Here is a 16323-nt window from a genome sequence, read left to right as displayed (position 1 = left end):
GACAATGCTCTCTTATGATCGGGGTCGTGGATACACGCACGCGAGCGGTGCAAGGATTGGTGAAGCGCACGCGCAGCCGCGAGACATCCTGACCTGACCGGTATTTTGGACCGGGCTGAGTGAGAGGCTACTGCATGGCCGCTGCCATGGGTAGCCGGAAGGCCAGATCCGGGTCGCTGACGGGCGCGGGCGGTCGATAGCCCAGCGACGAATGCGGTCGGGCGCGGTTGTATGTGTTCTGCCATAGACCGATCACGATCGGCGCCTCCTTGAGCGAGTAGAAGATCTCCTGGCGCAGGCACTCGTCGCGCAGTTTTCCGTTGAAGCTCTCACAGTATCGGTTCTCCCACGGAGAGGCGGGTGCGATGGACTGGATCTGCGCCCCCGTCTTGGCGTCCCATTGGCGCAGTGCCTGCGAGACCATCTCGCTGCGCGGTCCTTCGGTTCAGGGCCATTGTCGCAGCGGATGTGCGCCGGGATGCCGTGCAGGCTCATCGCGTCAGCCAGCGCTTCGATCACGCCGACGCTGTTGATGCGCCGCGCCACCTTCAAGGAGAGGCAGGCCCGGCTGTGCTCGTCGATCAGCGTCAGGATGCGCAGGCTCCGGCCGTCGTGGGTCTGTCCCTGCACAAAGTCGAAGCTCCAGACGTGATTGCGGTAGACTGGGCGCAGCCGCATGCAAGAACCGTCGTTGAGCCAAAGTCGGCTACGCGGCCTGTGTTTCTGCGGGACCTTCAACCCCTCGCGACGCCAGAAGCGCTGAACCCGGTCCTTGCCCACCTGCCAGCCATCTGCCTGCAGCAGCACGGTGACGCGGCGGTAGCCGTAGCGCCCGTACTCGGACGCCAGGGCGATGATGGCCTGGGTCAGTGCATCCTCATCGGCCGGCACGGTCGGCACGGTGCGTTGCGTGCCGCGGTGCTGACCGACGATCCGGCAGGCGTGACGTTCCGAGAGACCGTACGTCTCCCGGATGCCGACCACTGCCTGCCGGCGTCGCTCGGGGGCTACAAGGTTCCCGAGGCGACGTCCGCCAACACCTGACCCACCAAGGACAGGTCAGCTACCAGCCCCCGTAGCCGCGCGTTCTCGCGCTCCAGGTCCTTCATCTTCCTGGCTTGGTCGACCTGGAGGCCGCCGTACTCCCTGCGCCAGCGGTAATAACTCTGCTCGGAGATCTCCGCCTCTTTGCACGCCAGGGCTAAACTCTTGCCTTGGGCCGTCTGCACCTCGATCTGGCGCAGCTTCAGCACCACCTGCTCCGCGCTCGTCTTCTGACCTCGCCGCATGTCCGACTCCTCTGGTCCTGGCTGATCCGCTCAATCAGCCCGGTCCAAAGCCAGCCGGTCAGGTCAGTCCTGACGGGCGACACGGTGGGCGCAACTTCACCCTATGCAACTTCTCGCCTTGGTCGGCGTTGAAACAGGCACAAACGAAATTTTAATCTGTAAGTCCTCGGTTCGAGCCCCAGCGCGCTGTCGATTGACGTCACCCGCCCGGTCGAGGACTCGGCGGGTTTTTCCATTGTCCAGATCCGTCCCAACGAGCTTCTCGCCGGATCATCGGCCAGCCTTTGGGGGCACGCAGCGCGCCATGCCCACGCCGCCCGCCGATGCGAACGGGCTGACCCTGCCCTCGTCGCCCTGGTGTCGGAGTACCCGCGCTTTGGCGACCGCCGCGTCACCCCGCTGCTGGAAGCAGCCGGGTCGCAGGTTGGCATGGCGGCGGACGACCGCGATACAAAGGCCTATGAGTACCGATTCGACACGCCGGCAATTGCTCCTCGCGTCAGCTTGCGCCGCTGGGGGTATGCTCGGCGGCGCGCTCGCGAGCCGGATCGTTGCAAGCGGCAGCGGTGCCGCGCTGGGGGCGCCCGCGATCGCGACGCTTCCCGAGCAGATCCGCCTGGGCGGCTATCACGCCCACATGTTCGGCGTTGTCGGCGACGGGCAGAAGGACGATACCGTCGCGCTTCAGAACGCCTGCTCGACGATCAAGGCGCTGGCGCAGGCGCCGGATGGATCGAGCCGGTCATGGCTGTTTCCCGCCCTGCAGTTGAGCGGCAACATCAAAGTCACGGCGCCGATCCTGCCGACCCACTGCATGCGCGGAGCCGGGCGCGCTCGGATCTGGACCCCGGATAAGGCAATCGTGCTGCTCGACGGCCGCCCGTCCGGCGATCCCGGGCGCTTCGGCTTCACGCGCTTGATCCTTGAAGATCTGACCTTGCAAGGTGGCCTTCACGCGCTTGCCGTCGGAAACGCCAACATCGACGACGGCCTGATCGAGCTCAATCGTCTCTCGATCGGCGACACCGCCGACTACGCCGTCGATGTCACCGGTGCCTACTCCACGGTCCTCGACGTGGTCCGCTGCCACTTCGTCCGCTGCAACGGCGACATCCGCACCGAGACCGACGTTACCAATGTTACGGGTGGATGGTCCGAACCACACTTCGATAATTTCTCACCCGACCGCGCCGTGTTCTGCATGAACCACGCTGTGCGCTACTTCCAGATACTCAATCTCGGGGCCGGCTGGTGTGGCGTACCCGTGCTTTGGCGGGGATCAGGCGGCCCGAACGCTTTCGTGGCCGGCTCACGCTGGGCCGATGTCCGCGGCACGTTCAGTGCCCAGAGCGTGCGCTTCGGCGGGGAGGGTGGCGGCATCCCGATCGCCTATCACTTCACTGCCGCAAACTCGAACACGACCGGGCAGGTCGATACGGGCGGCTACGCCCGTGGCGGCGGCATCACCATCCGGGACTCGTGGTGTTACGCCGGCCCGACCGCGCGCCCCGATTCCGGAGTTGTTGTGCTGCGGGGTCAGGCGCCCGCCAGCCTTGTCTACGACGGCAACCTCGGCCCTCTGGCCACCCCGATTGTGGTGAACCCGGCGAGTGGCGGCATACCCGACCCCGCGGCCTATTTCGCGGCTTGGCGGGCCGCGACCGGCAAGCCGGACGAGCGCCCGTACTTTGACTGGCGCATCATGGATAGCAGTATCCGCACCTCTGCCGTGGTGCCGCCAGGCTTTGCGCATCTGGTGCGGTCGACGCCGGTCGTGCCTCGACGGAACTGAGGCCGCGACGAGCAATGCGTCGCCACACGCGCTTTTCCGAGCCAAGGAACCTCCACCGATGACGCGAGTGCCATGTCGGCGCCAATCTTCTGGGCAATCGAAGCGCTCCGGTTGCTTACCAATTCCTCTTGCGTGAGCGCTTTTATCTAAGTGCCGCTCACCTTGTTGCAGACCGGACAGCTTCGACGCTCGGTCGCGATCGGTCTCAAGCGCGCATGCCCTGTAAGCCTCGCTGTCCACACTGCAAGCCGCGCCGAAGCGCTCGGTCAAGCTGATTCGATGCGCTAGCGCTCAAATACGGTTCGAATGACCGATCTTGCCACCAGGTTTTCCAAATCATCTCCGCTGTTGACCGTAGATTTCACTGGCGGAAGCGAGCGAAGCGCCCAAAATTTAATTTGATTGATTATCTTAGACTCCTCTATGGCAGTTTCAGGCTCATAGATGGCGATCACAGATGAGAGAAGAGCCTTTAGTATGGCTTCATTTCCGAGCTGAACGCCTTCGACGTAACTTCGGTGTTCCTTCGCGTGCTCGCGGTCGGCGCGCTCGTTGATCTCATCTGCCGATCTCGTCATGCAACGACCCCCAGAACATCTTGGTGACGACTCGATCGCCGCCCGCGGTCCACTGAGCCGATTTTTTCCGATTTCGGCAACCATTCAGCCCTAGCTCGCTGGGCGTGCCGTCGGCGCAACCTGCGATGTCCTTCCTGCCGCTGTCACCACTTGGCGCGGTCATATCGAACGCCTTTCGGAGCACGCCTCGCCCTGCCAGCGAAATGGTCGGCGCGGCGGGCGAGCGCGCTCGCCTTCATCAACCCGTCCGGCGCCGAGGCGCGCCGGCTCGACCGGACGGTGCCACAGCCGTTCTGGACTCACTCGCAGCGCGGCTTCCTGCGTGTGGACTATGCCGGCGCTCTGAGGATGATCGCCGTCGAGCTGCGCCGGATCGTGTTGGACTGCTTCTCCGGTTGCCGGACGAAGCTAGATCCAATCCGGTGCGTGCCGAGATGGGCGTCCGCCGCCACGGCCCGCGGACGCTCGGCCGCGTGCTGCTTCCTCGTCGCGATGGGATGGTCGAGGTCGGCGATGGGCGTCTTGTGGATCTCCCGCGTGTGGACGCCCCCGCTCTGCCAGAGTTGCCAGGAGCAGAGGTTTAGGCGCGCCCGCAGGGAGCGCCCGTCTGCCGAACGGCTCCGAGGGAGCTTCAAAAGGACGCTCCATCATCTTTCATCGCTAACAATGCCGACATTCTGCTGTAACTAGGATGAAGAATGGTTTGCAAATTGCAGGACGCGGCCTAGCTGCTGGGCCAGGCGTCGTCCGGAACAGTGATCCGGCTCGCGCAATATCGGTGCTGAAGGCCCGTCGGGTATCCAATGCTTATTGCGATATTGCTGTTTATCTCTGGATTATATATCGCTTATACGCTGCGTGCAAAGCACCTCGTGGTTTCTTCGGTTTTTATCTTGATGTTATGTGTTGTAATATTCTCGTTGACGCATGGCATGGGTGTGGAGCAAGCTCTGATTACGGTGGCGTACTTGTCAGCTCACCAATCCGGATATCTTGTGGGCTCGTATTTGACCAATCCTGACAACTGAGATTACGCCGGCACTCTACAATGTCCTCGGATGGTATCGGAGATGGTCGCCGCGCCTTATCGGGTTCATCGCCTGACCTGGCCCGTCATGTCCGGCAGTTTTCCAACCGGTGCGGGGTTTTCATCCGGGCCAGAAAGAAGAAGGTAGCTGGCATCAAACCTAGCGAAGTTCTCCAATCGCTTGACGTCCGGAACGCTTATATATCGTCGGCCGCTCTCGATTAAGCCGTCTTTCCGAAGGTCCGCGAGAACGCGGTAGATGTGAACGTTCGAGAGCCCGGCTGTATCCGCCAGTTCAGGCTGTGTCAGAGGCAGATGATAATTCGGCTCGAAACCGAGCCCTACCGCACGCAACCGGGCGAGAAGTTCGCAGATGATGTGGGCAACCTGCTTGTCTGCGGACCGACGCCCGATCCCAACAAGCCATTCTTGTAAAACCGCTTCATCGACAAGGATCGAACGCCACAGGGCGCGATAGATATTCGGCCGCGTGGCGGCAAGTTCTTTGATCTTCTGGTAAGGCAGTGTGGCGATCGAGCAGGGAGTCAGCGTAGCGACCGAGTGGATCGCACGATTGAGAATCGAAGCGTGCAGATCGCAGCCGTCCCCGGGTACCAGGTAAGCCACGATCGAACGGCCGCCGTCAGGCACGAGTTTGTAGCGGCAGGCGAACCCGTCGAGAATGACGTAGGCGGCGTCCGGACACTCGCCTTCTAGGATCAGATCCTGACCGGCTTCCACCTGAGAGACGCTGCATAAGGCCTGTCGCAGAGCCGACACGTCGTCGACATCGAGATGCGCTCGCGATGCCAATTTCCGGATGAAAGGATTTGACATCTGCCTGTTGCGCACCCGGGCTTCGCGCGTGCCGATGGAGCAATCCATGCACGACGATTGGTCGTTGCCCGTGCGTGTAGCAGATTTTCAGCGCAGGCCTGAAACGGCGCGGTAGCCGGCAATCGGTGCCAGGCCGAAGGCAAAAGGTGCTCCAACAAATGGTACGCAGCCGACGCTGCACTCGTTTCACCTTCCGAGGGCTGTCCGATCCGGACCGAAGCGAGCCTCGCACATGATCGCGGCTCTTCTCTTCGCTACCAGAGCCAAATCACTCGGCCGCTAATCTTATAAATGACAAACCAAATCCCTACCGCAACGACAATCGATCCTAAGACAATGGCCAAGTGCGGCCGCTTGCGGATCTCCAGGTGACTGCTGGAGACAAGTTGATCCATCCCGATCCTCTTTCCATCCTGCCGGTACGCCCCGGCTCAGACGCGCACTGACTGAGGCCGCCGACTCCTGAGAGCTGCGGATTGGCGCTGGCGAGGCGACTTAACAACAGCCCGCTTGGCCGCTGTCCTCATCAAATGGAGGGTTGGCTCAGGGGTATTCGGCGCCGAGGCGCGCTGAGGAGTGCTTCCGCTTACCAAAGACTCCGGACTCGGCATGCCGCGCGCTGGTGCGAAGATCCGCGCTCGAAGCGCCCTTCGGAAAACTCCCTGACCCACCGTCGCAAAATCATCCGCACCAGGCATTCGCTGTCACTCGATCGACCGAGCCGGAAGCGGACACCTCCCCGGTGCGGGGGGAGGGGAGACAGCGCCACGCATTGCCTCGCCGTCCGGGTTTCGACCCAAGCCCTGCGGGGAGCCGCACGGTCAGGAGCAGCAGATTGGCGACACCCGCGATTTCGCCGACCCGCCCCATGCCTGCTGCGTGTCATCGGCGATCGATAGGCTGCGCGGCGCGCCGCCCTCCAGCGGCACCGCGCCGCGGTTAGGGATACCATCTGTCAGCCAATTTCGGGCATCGATGGCGGCCTCCCATCGACCACCCCACACGGAAGGGCCGACGCCACGATGCGAACGATCGTTTATGCCGATGGAGGTTGCGACCCGAACCCCGGTCCAGGCGGTTGGGGGGTCGTCATTGCGGCCCCGGATGGCACGGTCGAACTGTGCGGCGGGGAGCCCGGCACCACGACCAACAACCGCATGGAGCTGACGGCCGCGATCAAGGGCCTCGAGCATTTCCCGGCCGGGGCCGCCATCGAGATGCGGTGCGACAGCCAGTACGTCGTCAAATCGGTGACCGAATGGATGCGCGGCTGGAAGGCGAAAGGCTGGCGCACGACGACGGGTGAGGTGAAGAACATCGACCTCATGAAGCGCCTCGACGAACTCAATGCTGCGCGCGACGTGAAATGGACCTGGGTCCGGGGGCATGCCGGCGACCGTCTGAATGAGCGCGCCGACGCTCTCGTCCACCGGGGCCGTCGCGAAGCCAAGCTCGGCAAGCTCGAGTCGCGCAACAGTGCCGCGTCCCTCCCTGCGCCTGCCGCGGCGCCAGCGTCGCCGAGCCAGAAAGCCGACCTGCGCATCGATCTTGCGCTCGGCCTTCAGGTCGCGCGGGCCGCGAAGGCGGCGGGTGTCACGCCCGACGCCCTCGTCGAGGATGCCATCCGCCTCTACCTGGAGATCGGGCCGAGCGAGGTTGCACGCCTGCGGTCGAGCCGAGGATAGTGGACGCGGTCGGGTGCGGTGACGCCTGGTCGCCGACTCGAGCCCAATCTTGCGCCATGCGTTCGCCGCGCGGACACCGGACGGTCCGCCCTTTTGGCAAGCCGCGGCCAATTCGGGCGGTCTCCCTGACGAGCTGCTCCGGATGGGAAGCGGTCGTCCCGTATCTGGTCGCAAGCGGACAGTGGCGACCAGTACGGCCGGCGGATGCAGCCCTGACTCGGATCCGTTGACGCGAGCGCGCCAAATGGCGCAGGCGCCGGAGCCATCCCCGAAAGATCGGAACCCATCAACACGTTTGGCATTGGTCGTCCAACGCAACAGCGAAGGAGACATCGATGCGGAAGCTCGCTCTCATCTCCGCCCTGGCTCTGTCGGTCGGAGCGATCGGCGCCACCGGCGCCCAGGCGCAGGGTTATGGTTACGGCGGCTACGGCGGCCATCATGGTGGATACGGCCGGGGCTACGACCGCGGCTATGGCGGCCATCGCGACTACGGCTACCGGCGTCACCGCGGCCTTTCGACGGGTGCCGCGATCGGCCTCGGTATCGCGGGCGCGGCGGCTGGTGCGGCCGCCGCAGGAGCCTACGACCGCGGCGGTCCGGGCTATTACGGCCGGGGCTACTGAGGAGCCTCACGGCTGCGGAATTTCCGGACCCCTGCCGCGCCTGCGCGGCGGGGGTCCTTCGTTTCGCGGGCAGCCCCACGCGGTCTCGACGGGACGGATGGCCTAGCGCAACCAGCCTCGGATCCGCGCGCGCAGGGTCGGCCGCACCGCCCGGCGCGCGCGTGCCGCCGCGAAGGCATCGATGCGGATCCGATCCGTCGGGACCTGCCGCAGGAACCGCTCCGCGATCTCGAAGATCAGCACGTCCGGCCGGACCGCCTCGACATAGGCCCAGTCGATATTGGCCGACCAGATCGCGTGGACCTCCGCGAAGGTCTCCGCCAGCATCGCGGTCAGGCGCGCGCCCGGGCTGTAGATGTACGAGTCGCCGAACAGGACGACGCGACGCGGATCGGGCGCTTGAGGGTTGGTCAGCACCACGCGTGATCCGACGAACAAGCCGCGCAGCCGGACAGCCTGACCCGTCTCGCGGACCCGGACCAGTGCGTTCGCTTCGGTCCGTTCCGCGCGGCGCGGGAAGTCGTAGGCGACGTAATCCTCGGCGACCGGCGGCGTCAGCTTCTCGCCGAGATCGAACGTGAAGCGCTCCTGCTGGCTCGAACCCGCGAACACGTGCTCGGCGACCGGTGCGTCGAGCGCCTCGCAGAGAGCGCGATAGGCGGTGAGATAGCCGCGGTAGGTCCAGTGCGTATCCGTCCGAAGATAGACCGGCTCCTCGGCGCGCGCCGCGGACAAGGGGGTCAGCAGGTCTACCATCGTGGCCGCACTGTCTCGCGCAACTAGGCGGCCGAGGCGGACGCTCGGTGGATCGCCGAGACCGGGAAACGGGCGGCCGAGCCGGTCGGGATAGACGGCGAGCTTGTCAGGCACGACCGTGTGGACGTGGCGGATGCCGAGCTCGTCCAGACGGCGTGCGCGCCGGGCGATGAGGCGTGCCCAGCGCCCGAGGATCCGACGCGACGCCGCTGTGTCGCCGTAGAAGGTCTCGACCTCACGAGCGCGCCCGACCCAGTACAGCCAGCCCTCATGCCCGACGGCGACGCCGTTGCCGCTCTTCATGAAAGGTCCGCCCCTCCTGTCGTGCCGGCAATGCCCCCGCCGGACAATTCGCGCACCCGCCTCGACGGAACCGGGCCGGATTGCAAGCCCGCCGGTGCCGGAGGCCGGGCAGAGACTGCCCGCGATGTTTTTCGCCCGCGCCGCCGCCGTACGGTGAAACCTTATGGGCTGCTTCGGGGTACTTCGATCAGGCGCAACGTTCTGCGCGGCGTTTGGAAGAGGCGGCGGCCGATGTCCGCGCTTGTGACTTTTGTCGGCTGCAGCCTCGTGCTTGCGGGTTTCGCGGCGGAGAAATTCGCCGAGCGCCGCTGGCTCGCCGCCAGCCATCCCGCGCCCCTCGACACCTTCGCGGTTCTCGCCCTTACGCTGCCTGCCGCCGGGCTCACGCTGATGGCCGCCTTGGCAGCCTGAGGTCGGCTGCATCGTCCGTCAGACCTGTCCGAGTCAGAACCGGACGCCCGCGCTCTGTCCTTCGCGCCAGACCAACGTGACCGCGTAGCGCATCTCGGCGCCAGTCAGCACGAGATCGAAGGTGGGCGCCAGCACGACGGCCTGCGCGCCCAGGAACTCGAGCATCGCGCCGTCGTCCGAGATGTTCTTGACCTGGCAGGCGGATCGCGAACCGTCGGGATGCTGGACGAAGGCCAGCAGGGCGGTCGGCTTCCGCTCGGTCGCGCGCCGCTCCACGTAATTTTGGCTCGGCTTTGCAGTCCGGTACATCGGCGATGTCCCTGCGCAGGTGGGCCGAGATGGTAATATCCGGAATATTCTTCTGATTTCGCTAAGAAATCATTGACGATCAATCTGGATCGAGATCCGCAGACCTTCCGGACTTCGTTCCGCGCGGATGACCGGGCACCATCGGGACAGGCTTCGAGATCCGGCGATGTCCCTGGCCTTGGCCATGGCCGAGGGCAGGACGCTGCCTATCTGGACGCGGGCACCTTCGCCGGTTCGATCCAGAGGGGCGCCAAACGAAGATCGGATCCGATCATGCGCAATTGCTCCGGTGCTGCTCTCCTCTCGCTGGTTCTGGCCGGCACCCTGATGGCTCCGCAGGGCTCGGCGGTCGCCGAGATGCCCGGTCAGCCGCTGACACCGGCTGCAGCGCCGGCGTGGCCGCCGAACTTCTCCCGCAACGTCCAGGGGACCGGTCTGCCCGGGATCGACGGTGGCCACGTCTTCCTGTGGAATCGGCCGCAGGGCTTCGATCCGGTGTCCACCCTGCGGGTCGACCGGCACGTGCCGGAGGGATCCGGTGAGGCAACCCACACCTACAAGGCGATCTGGGCGCTCGGCTCGTCAGGTCCCAACAATGCCGGCTACGAGTGGACGATCACAGGAGAGCTGCACAATCGCGCCCTCGCCAGTACGGGCGCGCAGAACGTCGCGGTGAACGGGACGATCTTCAAGGAGGCGAACGGGCTGGGGCCGGTGGGGCCATCCTGGGCCGGCAACTTCAACTGCGTGGATATGACCGACGAGCCTGATCCGGTTGCCTCCTGCATCGGCGCCGAGGTCGACGTCTCGGCACAGTCGCCGACCACCGACCGCAATCGCCAGCGCGTCGGTCTGCAGATCTCGACCGGCGGGGTGCCGGGTGCCCATACCGGGTACGGGATCTTGATGGGCAATCTCACCGGCTCGGTGACCGACCGGGGCTTCTCGTTCCAGGGCGAGGGCACCTACGGCATCGGCATCGACGCCGCCGCGGGTCGTTTCTCCGGCCCGGCGATTCTGCTCGGCTCCGGCCAGTCGATCGGCCTCGACGGGAACCGTGACGGTGGCTTCTCGCGCAGCCTCGGCTTCGACGGCCGCGATCTCGTCTACGGCCTGGGCGGCGCGCCGGTGTTCCGGGTCAGCGACACCGGACAGGTCGAGGCGGCGAGCGTTCGCGAGGCGATGCCGCGGCCGCCGCAGAGCAGCAGCGCGCCCTGCAACCCCGGCGAACACGCCTGGGACGCGACCTACGAATATCGCTGCGTCGCCCCGAACCGCTGGAAGCGGGCGACGCTCAGCGACTGGTAGGGGCGCGGGGACGTCAGCGGTCGAGGATGCGCACCACGGCGCGGGTGGCGGGATCGACCACCACGATCTTGTCGCCCGGCGCCACGAAGTAGCCGAAGCGGCGCAGGCGCGGATTCGGAGCGTCCGTGAAGGGTGCGAGTTCGACATCGGCCGGCACGATGCTACCGGGTCGCAGTGGAATCGAGCCGACGATCGGCCCGGGCCCGACCGGGCGGCGCACGATGTAATCGCGGACGATGACGTCGTCGTCCGGCCCGAAATCGTCGGGTGCCACGATCACGGCCTGGGCGAAGGCCGAGCCGGTGAACAGGGCGGCGAAGCCGAGGGACGCGGCGAGGCTTGCACGTGTGGACATGGCGGTCTCCGTGACCTTCGAGGCAGCCGGAAACCCACGCGGCCACCGATCGGTTCCCGGAACTGTCCCGGTCAGCGGCCGATCTGGCCGGCCTCCGCCAGGGCGACCGGCGACCAGCGGGTGATCTGCACGTAGCCGTCGAGTGCCGCCACAACCACGTGCCGGCGGTGGCGGTGGACGACCGAGCCGGGCGTATGCCCGTGACGCTCGCGCCAGCCATGGGCTTCGGCGACGAACACGCGCGCATCGCCGAGGCGCGCTATGGTCTCGACGGTGCCGAACGCGCGCACGCGCCGAAGGACGGCATCCACCTCCTGGCGGAAATCGAGCGTGCGGTCGGCATCCGTGGCACGGGGCCAGTAGGAACCATCGCCCTGCGGCTCGGCCCGGCGCCAGCGATTGGGGAGATCGCGTCCGAGAGGTCCGGCGGCGAGGCGCCGGGCCGCCATCTGGCATTTCGCCAGCAAGGTCTCGTGGTTCTCCTGCCGGCTCAACGGGAAGATCTCCTGAGCCAGAATATCGCCGGTGTCGAAACCGTCGGCGAGCACATGCGCCGTGACGCCCCAGGTCTCGTACTGGTCGAGCACGGCCCGGAAGAGCGGGTAGGGACCGCGCCCGGTCGGCAAGGGCGAGGGATGGAAGTTGAGGCCGTAGCCGAGGCGGCCGCGCCAACCCCGCACCAGCCAGGGATAGCCGGCGACGACGAGCGCGCAATCCTTGCCGTGCTCGGCCTGAAGCGCCGCGATGTCGGTCTCGCGGATGCGCGAGAGCTGGATCGGCAGGCGCAGCGATCGGGCGCGGGCGACGATCACCTCGTTGTGGTCGTAGATTCCGTCGCAGGGCCGCGTGAACAGCTTCACGGGCGTCCAGCCGGCATCCAAGAAGCCCTCGAAGACGCCGCCCAGGAAGTCGATACCGGCAAACGCGAACTTCATGCTTCCCGCCTGCGACCTTGTGCACGTGGAGGGCGCGGTCCCGGCCGCCTGCCCGAGGGCGCCATCGGCCTTACCTTGATCGCAACGGAATGGGTAGCAGGGGGCACCGCGTGCGGCGGGTGATGATCTTCGGCGGGACCGGCCTCGCCGCGGGGCGCGTTCTGCGGGCTCGCGGACACGCCCTGCCTCTGGCCGCCCGGGATTCCAGCCGCCAGTCGAACGCCGCTGAACGCGGCGACCCGCCGTTCAGTGCGAAGGTCTGAGGCGATGCCGGTAAGAGCGGACCCGCCGCGCCCGGCCCGGACGACGCTGCGCCTCGTCCTCGGCGACCAGCTCACCCGGCGCGTGTCCAGTCTCGTGGATATCGACCCCGAGCACGACGTCGTCCTGATGGTCGAGGTGCGGGACGAGGCGACCTACGTCCGCCATCACAAGCAGAAGATCGCCTTCCTGTTCGCCGCCATGCGCCACTTCGCGGCCGAACTCGAGGCCGAGGGGATCACGGTCGATTACGTGCGGCTGACCGAGGCCGGCAATTCCGGCAGCTTCACCGGCGAGCTCGAGCGCGCCGTCCCGCGGCATCGCCCGCAGCGGGTCGTGGTCACTGAGCCCGGCGAGTGGCGCGTCTGGGAGATGATGCAGGACTGGCGCGAAACCCTGCCGGTGCCGCTGGAGATCCGGCCCGACAACCGCTTCCTGTGCCCGCGCGAGGATTTCGCCCGCTGGGCCGAGGACCGGCACCACCTGCGCATGGAGACCTTCTACCGCGGCATGCGGCGCCGGACCGGCCTGCTCATGGATGGTGCCGAACCCGCCGGCGGCCGCTGGAACTTCGATCCCGACAACCGGAAGCGCCTGCCGAAGACGCATCGTCCGCCGGACCGGATCGGCTTTCAGCCGGATTCGCTGACGCGCGACGTCATCGCTCTCGTGGAGCAGGAGTTCGGCGACCATTTCGGCGACCTGGACGGCTTCTCCTGGCCGGTCACGCGAACCGACGCGCTCGCCGCGCTCAGGCATTTCATCGCCGCGTGCCTGCCGACCTTCGGCGACTACCAGGACGCGATGAAGACCGGCGCACCCTTCCTCTATCACGCGCTGCTGTCGCCGGCCCTCAACGCCGGTCTGCTCACCGCGGAGGAGATCTGCTGGGCCGCCGAGCGGGCCTATCGCGAGGGGGTCGCACCGTTGAACTGCGTCGAGGGCTTCATCCGGCAGATCCTCGGCTGGCGCGAATATGTGCGCGGCGTCTACTGGGCGCGGATGCCCGGTTACCGTGAGACCAACGCGCTTCACGCCGGCCGCGCCCTGCCGTGGTTCTACTGGTCGGGCGAGACCAAGCTCAACTGCATCGCGCAGGTCGTCTCGGACACTCGCGCCCACGCCTACGCGCACCATATCCAGCGCCTCATGGTCACCGGCAACTTCGCCCTGATCGCCGGGCTCGATCCGGCGCAGGTTGAGGCGTGGTACCTGATCGTTTTCGCCGACGCCTATGAATGGGTCGAGCTGCCCAACGTGCACGGCATGGTGCTCTGGGCCGACGGCGGCGTGATGGGCTCGAAGCCCTACGCGGCTTCGGGCGCCTATATCGACCGGATGTCAGACTATTGTGCGGCCTGCGCGTACGACGTGAAGGTAAAGTCCGGACCGGACGCCTGCCCGTTCAACTATCTGTACTGGAACTTCCTGATCGAGAACGAGGAGCGGTTGGCCGGCAATCAGCGGATGACCATGCCGTATCGAACCCTGCGCGGTCTGGGCGACAAGCGCCGCGCGGAGATCCGGCGCGACGCGGCCTCTTTCCTGAAGGCCTTGAGCAGCGAGCCCGCCGCGCTTCACCAGGGCGACCACACGGCGAGTGCCACATAAGGACCGGGTCCGCGCCGGCCGGTCTCGGATTGCAGGCCCGCCGAAACCCGGAAGCTGTAGCGGCCCAGCGTGAAATCCGTGCCGTGCAGGCCAAGATTCCATTTTCGATAGCCCGTGGCGTCCGTATAGGCGGCAACCTCCGGGCCAAGATACGTGTCCCAGAGCCGGTAGCCCCAGGCGAGGCGGGCCCACACGCTGTCGCGTGCCGAGCCAACCACCGCATTCGCCTGCACGAGCGTGGCCGCCGTCGGCCGTGCCCAGATCTCACCCTGCAGGCGAAGACCAAGATGCGGTTCCAACGCGGAGAGGCCGCGACCATCGAGCAGCATCTCCCGAACGCCCTCAGGACCCGCGTAGGCAGCAACGACGCCCCAATCGAAGAACCACTGATAGCCGACGAGAAAGGCGGCGCTCGCCGTATAGCGCTGGCGGGCCTCGGTGGATCCGCGCTCGTCGCGATGCCCGCCGCCGAGACTTGCGAGCGCGACGAAACCGTCCTGATCGCGCGCGCCCCACGCCGCCTTTGCCCCGAGGGTCAGGAAGGTCGCCGCGCTCGCATCGAGGCTGCCGAACAGGAGGGTGTCGATCTCCCCAGCGGAAGTCGCGCGTGGATGCGCAGCAAAACCCAGAGCAACCATGACGGAAATGCCGGCAAACTTACGTCCTATGGTCGGATTGCGCGGCATCGAACGACTCTGCCCCCAGGCTTCGAGGCAGAAAGCTAAGATGATGCCGCGATTATCGGCAGGCCTTGTTTCGAGAGATCCCCTGCAAACATCGCGCGTCTGCACAGGATCTGAGGCAAACGTTGCAGATGCCGAACGCGGTGCTTGAGATTACTTGTGATTTACATAGAGGTATATCGGCATCCTGAGGTGGGTCGCCGCCGTCCAGGCGAGAGCCGGCGCGCTGTCGCGAATCTGCCGTGCTTGGCGTGCCAGATGTTCTCGGCTAGAGCCCCCGGCTGGAAAGCGAAGGTTGGCGGATCCTTGACCTCCGGTGCACGCACGTCGGACGTTCTCACGGTGCTGGCAAGCCAGGAGGGCGAGCGCCTCACCGTGGGCGACATCGTTGCGGTCCTGCGGGATCGCGCCTTCGCGCTGCTGGTCGTGCTGCTCGGCCTGCCGAACTGCCTGCCGATGCCGCCGCCGATCCCGCTGATCTGCGGCCTGCTTCTGCTGCTCGTTGCGATTCAGATCGCGGCCGGCATGTCGGCACCCTGGCTGCCGCGCATGCTGCTCGGCCGCTCCATCGCCCTCGCCGACGTGCGGCGCGCGGTCACCCGGGCGGTGCCAATCCTTCGGCGGCTGGAGCGCTGGTCACGGCCGCGCGTGAGCGTCTTCGAGACCGCGCTCGGCATGCGCGGCATGGGGATCGTCCTGCTGGCCCTGGCGCTGGCGCTGATCGTGGCCGCGCCCATCGTGGGACAGATCCCGCTGGGTCTCGCCGTCTGCCTCGTCGGTCTCGGCCTCGTCGAGCGCGACGGGGTCGTGGTCATGGGCGGCCTCGTGATCGGCCTGTTCGGAGTCGCCATCAACGCTGGGTTCGCCTACGCGGTGATCGCAGGGATCCTCGGTCTCCTCAACCTCTGACGGTCCGTCAGAGGCGGTAGCGGATCTGGTCGGTCCAGAAGCGCTCGAGGCGGCCCAGCGCCTGGTTCAGCCGGCCGAAATCGTCGTCCGAGATGCCGCCGATCGGCGCGATCGTGCGGGCGTGCTTGTCGTAGAGCCCCTGGATGATTTCGTGAACCTGACGGCCCTTGTCGGTCAGGCTGATCCGGACCGAGCGGCGATCGGTCTTCGAGCGGGCGTGGTGCAGGTAGCCGGCCTCGACGAGCTTCTTGACGTTGTAGGAGACGTTCGAGCCCAGATAGTAGCCCTTGGTCCGCAGCTCGCTCGCGGTCAGCTCCTTGTCGCCGATGTTGTAGAGGAGCAGCGCCTGGACGCTGTTGACGTCCTCGCGGCCGCGGCGCTCGAACTCGTCCTTGATCACGTCGAGCAGCCGACGGTGAAGCCGCTCCACGAGGTGGAGTGCCTCCAGGTAGGAGCCTTTCGCGGACGACGCCTCTTCCGGGGCCTCGATCTTCGCGACTCGGGCGCTCTGGGTCTTCATCTCTGCCTCGCCATCTGATGCTGCCACTCCGTACAATGCGGGGCGGCTGATGTTGGTGAAGCTAGGGCGCGGGAATGAAAGGCGATTTAAGCGACAGGATGAATTCGCGATTTACTCTTCGAGGTAAA

16 protein-coding genes and 1 pseudogene are annotated in these 16323 nt (G+C 66.1%); 7 read left to right on the top strand and 10 right to left on the bottom strand.

Features of this window, described 5'->3' with window-relative positions; all coding sequences use genetic code 11:
* Window positions 1-127: 127 nt before the first annotated feature.
* Window positions 128-1289 (bottom strand): annotated as a pseudogene (locus ABIE45_RS27880) (IS3 family transposase).
* 460 nt (window positions 1290-1749) lie between these two features.
* Here ABIE45_RS27880 and ABIE45_RS27875 point away from each other — a divergent pair.
* Complete coding sequence (locus ABIE45_RS27875; protein ID WP_192707424.1) at window positions 1750-3081, top strand: hypothetical protein; 1332 nt, start codon at window positions 1750-1752, stop codon at window positions 3079-3081.
* A gap of 284 nt (window positions 3082-3365) precedes the next feature.
* Here the strand turns inward: ABIE45_RS27875 and ABIE45_RS27870 are convergent, their stop codons facing one another.
* The 3 genes from ABIE45_RS27870 to ABIE45_RS27860 form a co-directional block, all read right to left on the bottom strand.
* Entirely contained in the window at window positions 3366-3659 is a 294-nt protein-coding gene (locus ABIE45_RS27870) for a hypothetical protein (protein ID WP_192707425.1), read from the bottom strand.
* 329 nt (window positions 3660-3988) lie between these two features.
* On the bottom strand, window positions 3989-4294 hold the full coding sequence (locus ABIE45_RS27865) for a hypothetical protein (protein ID WP_192707426.1): 306 nt from the start codon (window positions 4292-4294) through the stop codon (window positions 3989-3991).
* 458 nt (window positions 4295-4752) lie between these two features.
* Window positions 4753-5571, bottom strand: coding sequence for a Crp/Fnr family transcriptional regulator (locus ABIE45_RS27860; protein WP_373622737.1), 819 nt, complete (start codon window positions 5569-5571; stop codon window positions 4753-4755).
* Between the two features lie 974 nt (window positions 5572-6545).
* Here ABIE45_RS27860 and rnhA point away from each other — a divergent pair.
* Both rnhA and ABIE45_RS27850 read left to right on the top strand, forming a co-directional pair.
* Window positions 6546-7208, top strand: a complete 663-nt coding sequence (rnhA, locus tag ABIE45_RS27855; protein ID WP_192707427.1) for a ribonuclease HI — start codon at window positions 6546-6548, stop codon at window positions 7206-7208.
* Between the two features lie 335 nt (window positions 7209-7543).
* Window positions 7544-7834, top strand: coding sequence for a hypothetical protein (locus ABIE45_RS27850; RefSeq protein WP_192707428.1), 291 nt, complete (start codon window positions 7544-7546; stop codon window positions 7832-7834).
* A 102-nt stretch (window positions 7835-7936) separates the two neighbouring features.
* Here ABIE45_RS27850 and ABIE45_RS27845 read toward each other — a convergent pair whose 3' ends face one another.
* A complete protein-coding gene (locus tag ABIE45_RS27845; protein ID WP_192707429.1) occupies window positions 7937-8893 on the bottom strand; it encodes a hypothetical protein in 957 nt (318 codons plus the stop codon).
* A 231-nt stretch (window positions 8894-9124) separates the two neighbouring features.
* On the opposite strand from ABIE45_RS27845, the gene ABIE45_RS27840 reads away from it, so the two are divergent.
* Window positions 9125-9304 carry a hypothetical protein gene (locus ABIE45_RS27840; protein WP_192707430.1) on the top strand — a complete coding sequence of 60 codons (180 nt, stop codon included), beginning with the start codon at window positions 9125-9127 and terminating at the stop codon, window positions 9302-9304.
* 33 nt (window positions 9305-9337) lie between these two features.
* Here the strand turns inward: ABIE45_RS27840 and ABIE45_RS27835 are convergent, their stop codons facing one another.
* Window positions 9338-9613, bottom strand: a complete 276-nt coding sequence (locus ABIE45_RS27835; protein WP_192707431.1) for a PilZ domain-containing protein — start codon at window positions 9611-9613, stop codon at window positions 9338-9340.
* A 273-nt stretch (window positions 9614-9886) separates the two neighbouring features.
* Between ABIE45_RS27835 and ABIE45_RS27830 the strand changes: the two genes are divergently transcribed.
* Complete coding sequence (locus ABIE45_RS27830; RefSeq protein ID WP_192707432.1) at window positions 9887-10921, top strand: hypothetical protein; 1035 nt, start codon at window positions 9887-9889, stop codon at window positions 10919-10921.
* A 13-nt stretch (window positions 10922-10934) separates the two neighbouring features.
* On the opposite strand, the gene ABIE45_RS27825 is transcribed toward ABIE45_RS27830, so the two are convergent.
* Window positions 10935-11276, bottom strand: coding sequence for a hypothetical protein (locus ABIE45_RS27825; protein WP_192707433.1), 342 nt, complete (start codon window positions 11274-11276; stop codon window positions 10935-10937).
* A 71-nt stretch (window positions 11277-11347) separates the two neighbouring features.
* Window positions 11348-12211: a formyltransferase family protein gene (locus ABIE45_RS27820; RefSeq protein ID WP_192707434.1), complete on the bottom strand. Its 864-nt coding sequence runs from the start codon at window positions 12209-12211 to the stop codon at window positions 11348-11350.
* 267 nt (window positions 12212-12478) lie between these two features.
* On the opposite strand from ABIE45_RS27820, the gene ABIE45_RS27815 reads away from it, so the two are divergent.
* Window positions 12479-14083, top strand: a complete 1605-nt coding sequence (locus ABIE45_RS27815) for a cryptochrome/photolyase family protein (RefSeq protein WP_192707435.1) — start codon at window positions 12479-12481, stop codon at window positions 14081-14083.
* On the opposite strand, the gene bcsS is transcribed toward ABIE45_RS27815, so the two are convergent.
* Entirely contained in the window at window positions 14050-14769 is a 720-nt protein-coding gene (gene bcsS, locus ABIE45_RS27810; RefSeq protein ID WP_192707436.1) for a cellulose biosynthesis protein BcsS, read from the bottom strand. The genes ABIE45_RS27815 and bcsS overlap by 34 nt on opposite strands.
* A gap of 303 nt (window positions 14770-15072) precedes the next feature.
* Between bcsS and ABIE45_RS27805 the strand changes: the two genes are divergently transcribed.
* Window positions 15073-15675 carry an exopolysaccharide biosynthesis protein gene (locus ABIE45_RS27805; RefSeq protein WP_210331655.1) on the top strand — a complete coding sequence of 201 codons (603 nt, stop codon included), beginning with the start codon at window positions 15073-15075 and terminating at the stop codon, window positions 15673-15675.
* Between the two features lie 7 nt (window positions 15676-15682).
* Here the strand turns inward: ABIE45_RS27805 and ldtR are convergent, their stop codons facing one another.
* Window positions 15683-16195 carry a transcriptional regulator LdtR gene (gene ldtR, locus ABIE45_RS27800; protein ID WP_192707437.1) on the bottom strand — a complete coding sequence of 171 codons (513 nt, stop codon included), beginning with the start codon at window positions 16193-16195 and terminating at the stop codon, window positions 15683-15685.
* Between the last annotated feature and the right edge of the window lie 128 nt (window positions 16196-16323).

Source organism: Methylobacterium sp. OAE515 (assembly GCF_041806315.1).
Lineage (GTDB): Bacteria > Pseudomonadota > Alphaproteobacteria > Rhizobiales > Beijerinckiaceae > Methylobacterium > Methylobacterium tardum.
This window is presented reverse-complemented; position numbering and strand designations above follow the sequence as displayed.

Coding starts and splice junctions, on each gene's coding strand:
- ABIE45_RS27815 (WP_192707435.1), top strand. CDS start 12,479: ATGCCGGTAAGAGCGGACCCGCCGCGCCCGGCCCGGACGACGCTGCGC.
- ABIE45_RS27845 (WP_192707429.1), bottom strand. CDS start 8,893: ATGAAGAGCGGCAACGGCGTCGCCGTCGGGCATGAGGGCTGGCTGTAC.
- bcsS (WP_192707436.1), bottom strand. CDS start 14,769: ATGCCGCGCAATCCGACCATAGGACGTAAGTTTGCCGGCATTTCCGTC.
- ABIE45_RS27860 (WP_373622737.1), bottom strand. CDS start 5,571: ATGGATTGCTCCATCGGCACGCGCGAAGCCCGGGTGCGCAACAGGCAG.
- ABIE45_RS27825 (WP_192707433.1), bottom strand. CDS start 11,276: ATGTCCACACGTGCAAGCCTCGCCGCGTCCCTCGGCTTCGCCGCCCTG.
- ABIE45_RS27830 (WP_192707432.1), top strand. CDS start 9,887: ATGCGCAATTGCTCCGGTGCTGCTCTCCTCTCGCTGGTTCTGGCCGGC.
- ldtR (WP_192707437.1), bottom strand. CDS start 16,195: ATGAAGACCCAGAGCGCCCGAGTCGCGAAGATCGAGGCCCCGGAAGAG.
- ABIE45_RS27870 (WP_192707425.1), bottom strand. CDS start 3,659: ATGACGAGATCGGCAGATGAGATCAACGAGCGCGCCGACCGCGAGCAC.
- rnhA (WP_192707427.1), top strand. CDS start 6,546: ATGCGAACGATCGTTTATGCCGATGGAGGTTGCGACCCGAACCCCGGT.
- ABIE45_RS27835 (WP_192707431.1), bottom strand. CDS start 9,613: ATGTACCGGACTGCAAAGCCGAGCCAAAATTACGTGGAGCGGCGCGCG.
- ABIE45_RS27820 (WP_192707434.1), bottom strand. CDS start 12,211: ATGAAGTTCGCGTTTGCCGGTATCGACTTCCTGGGCGGCGTCTTCGAG.
- ABIE45_RS27840 (WP_192707430.1), top strand. CDS start 9,125: ATGTCCGCGCTTGTGACTTTTGTCGGCTGCAGCCTCGTGCTTGCGGGT.
- ABIE45_RS27875 (WP_192707424.1), top strand. CDS start 1,750: ATGAGTACCGATTCGACACGCCGGCAATTGCTCCTCGCGTCAGCTTGC.
- ABIE45_RS27850 (WP_192707428.1), top strand. CDS start 7,544: ATGCGGAAGCTCGCTCTCATCTCCGCCCTGGCTCTGTCGGTCGGAGCG.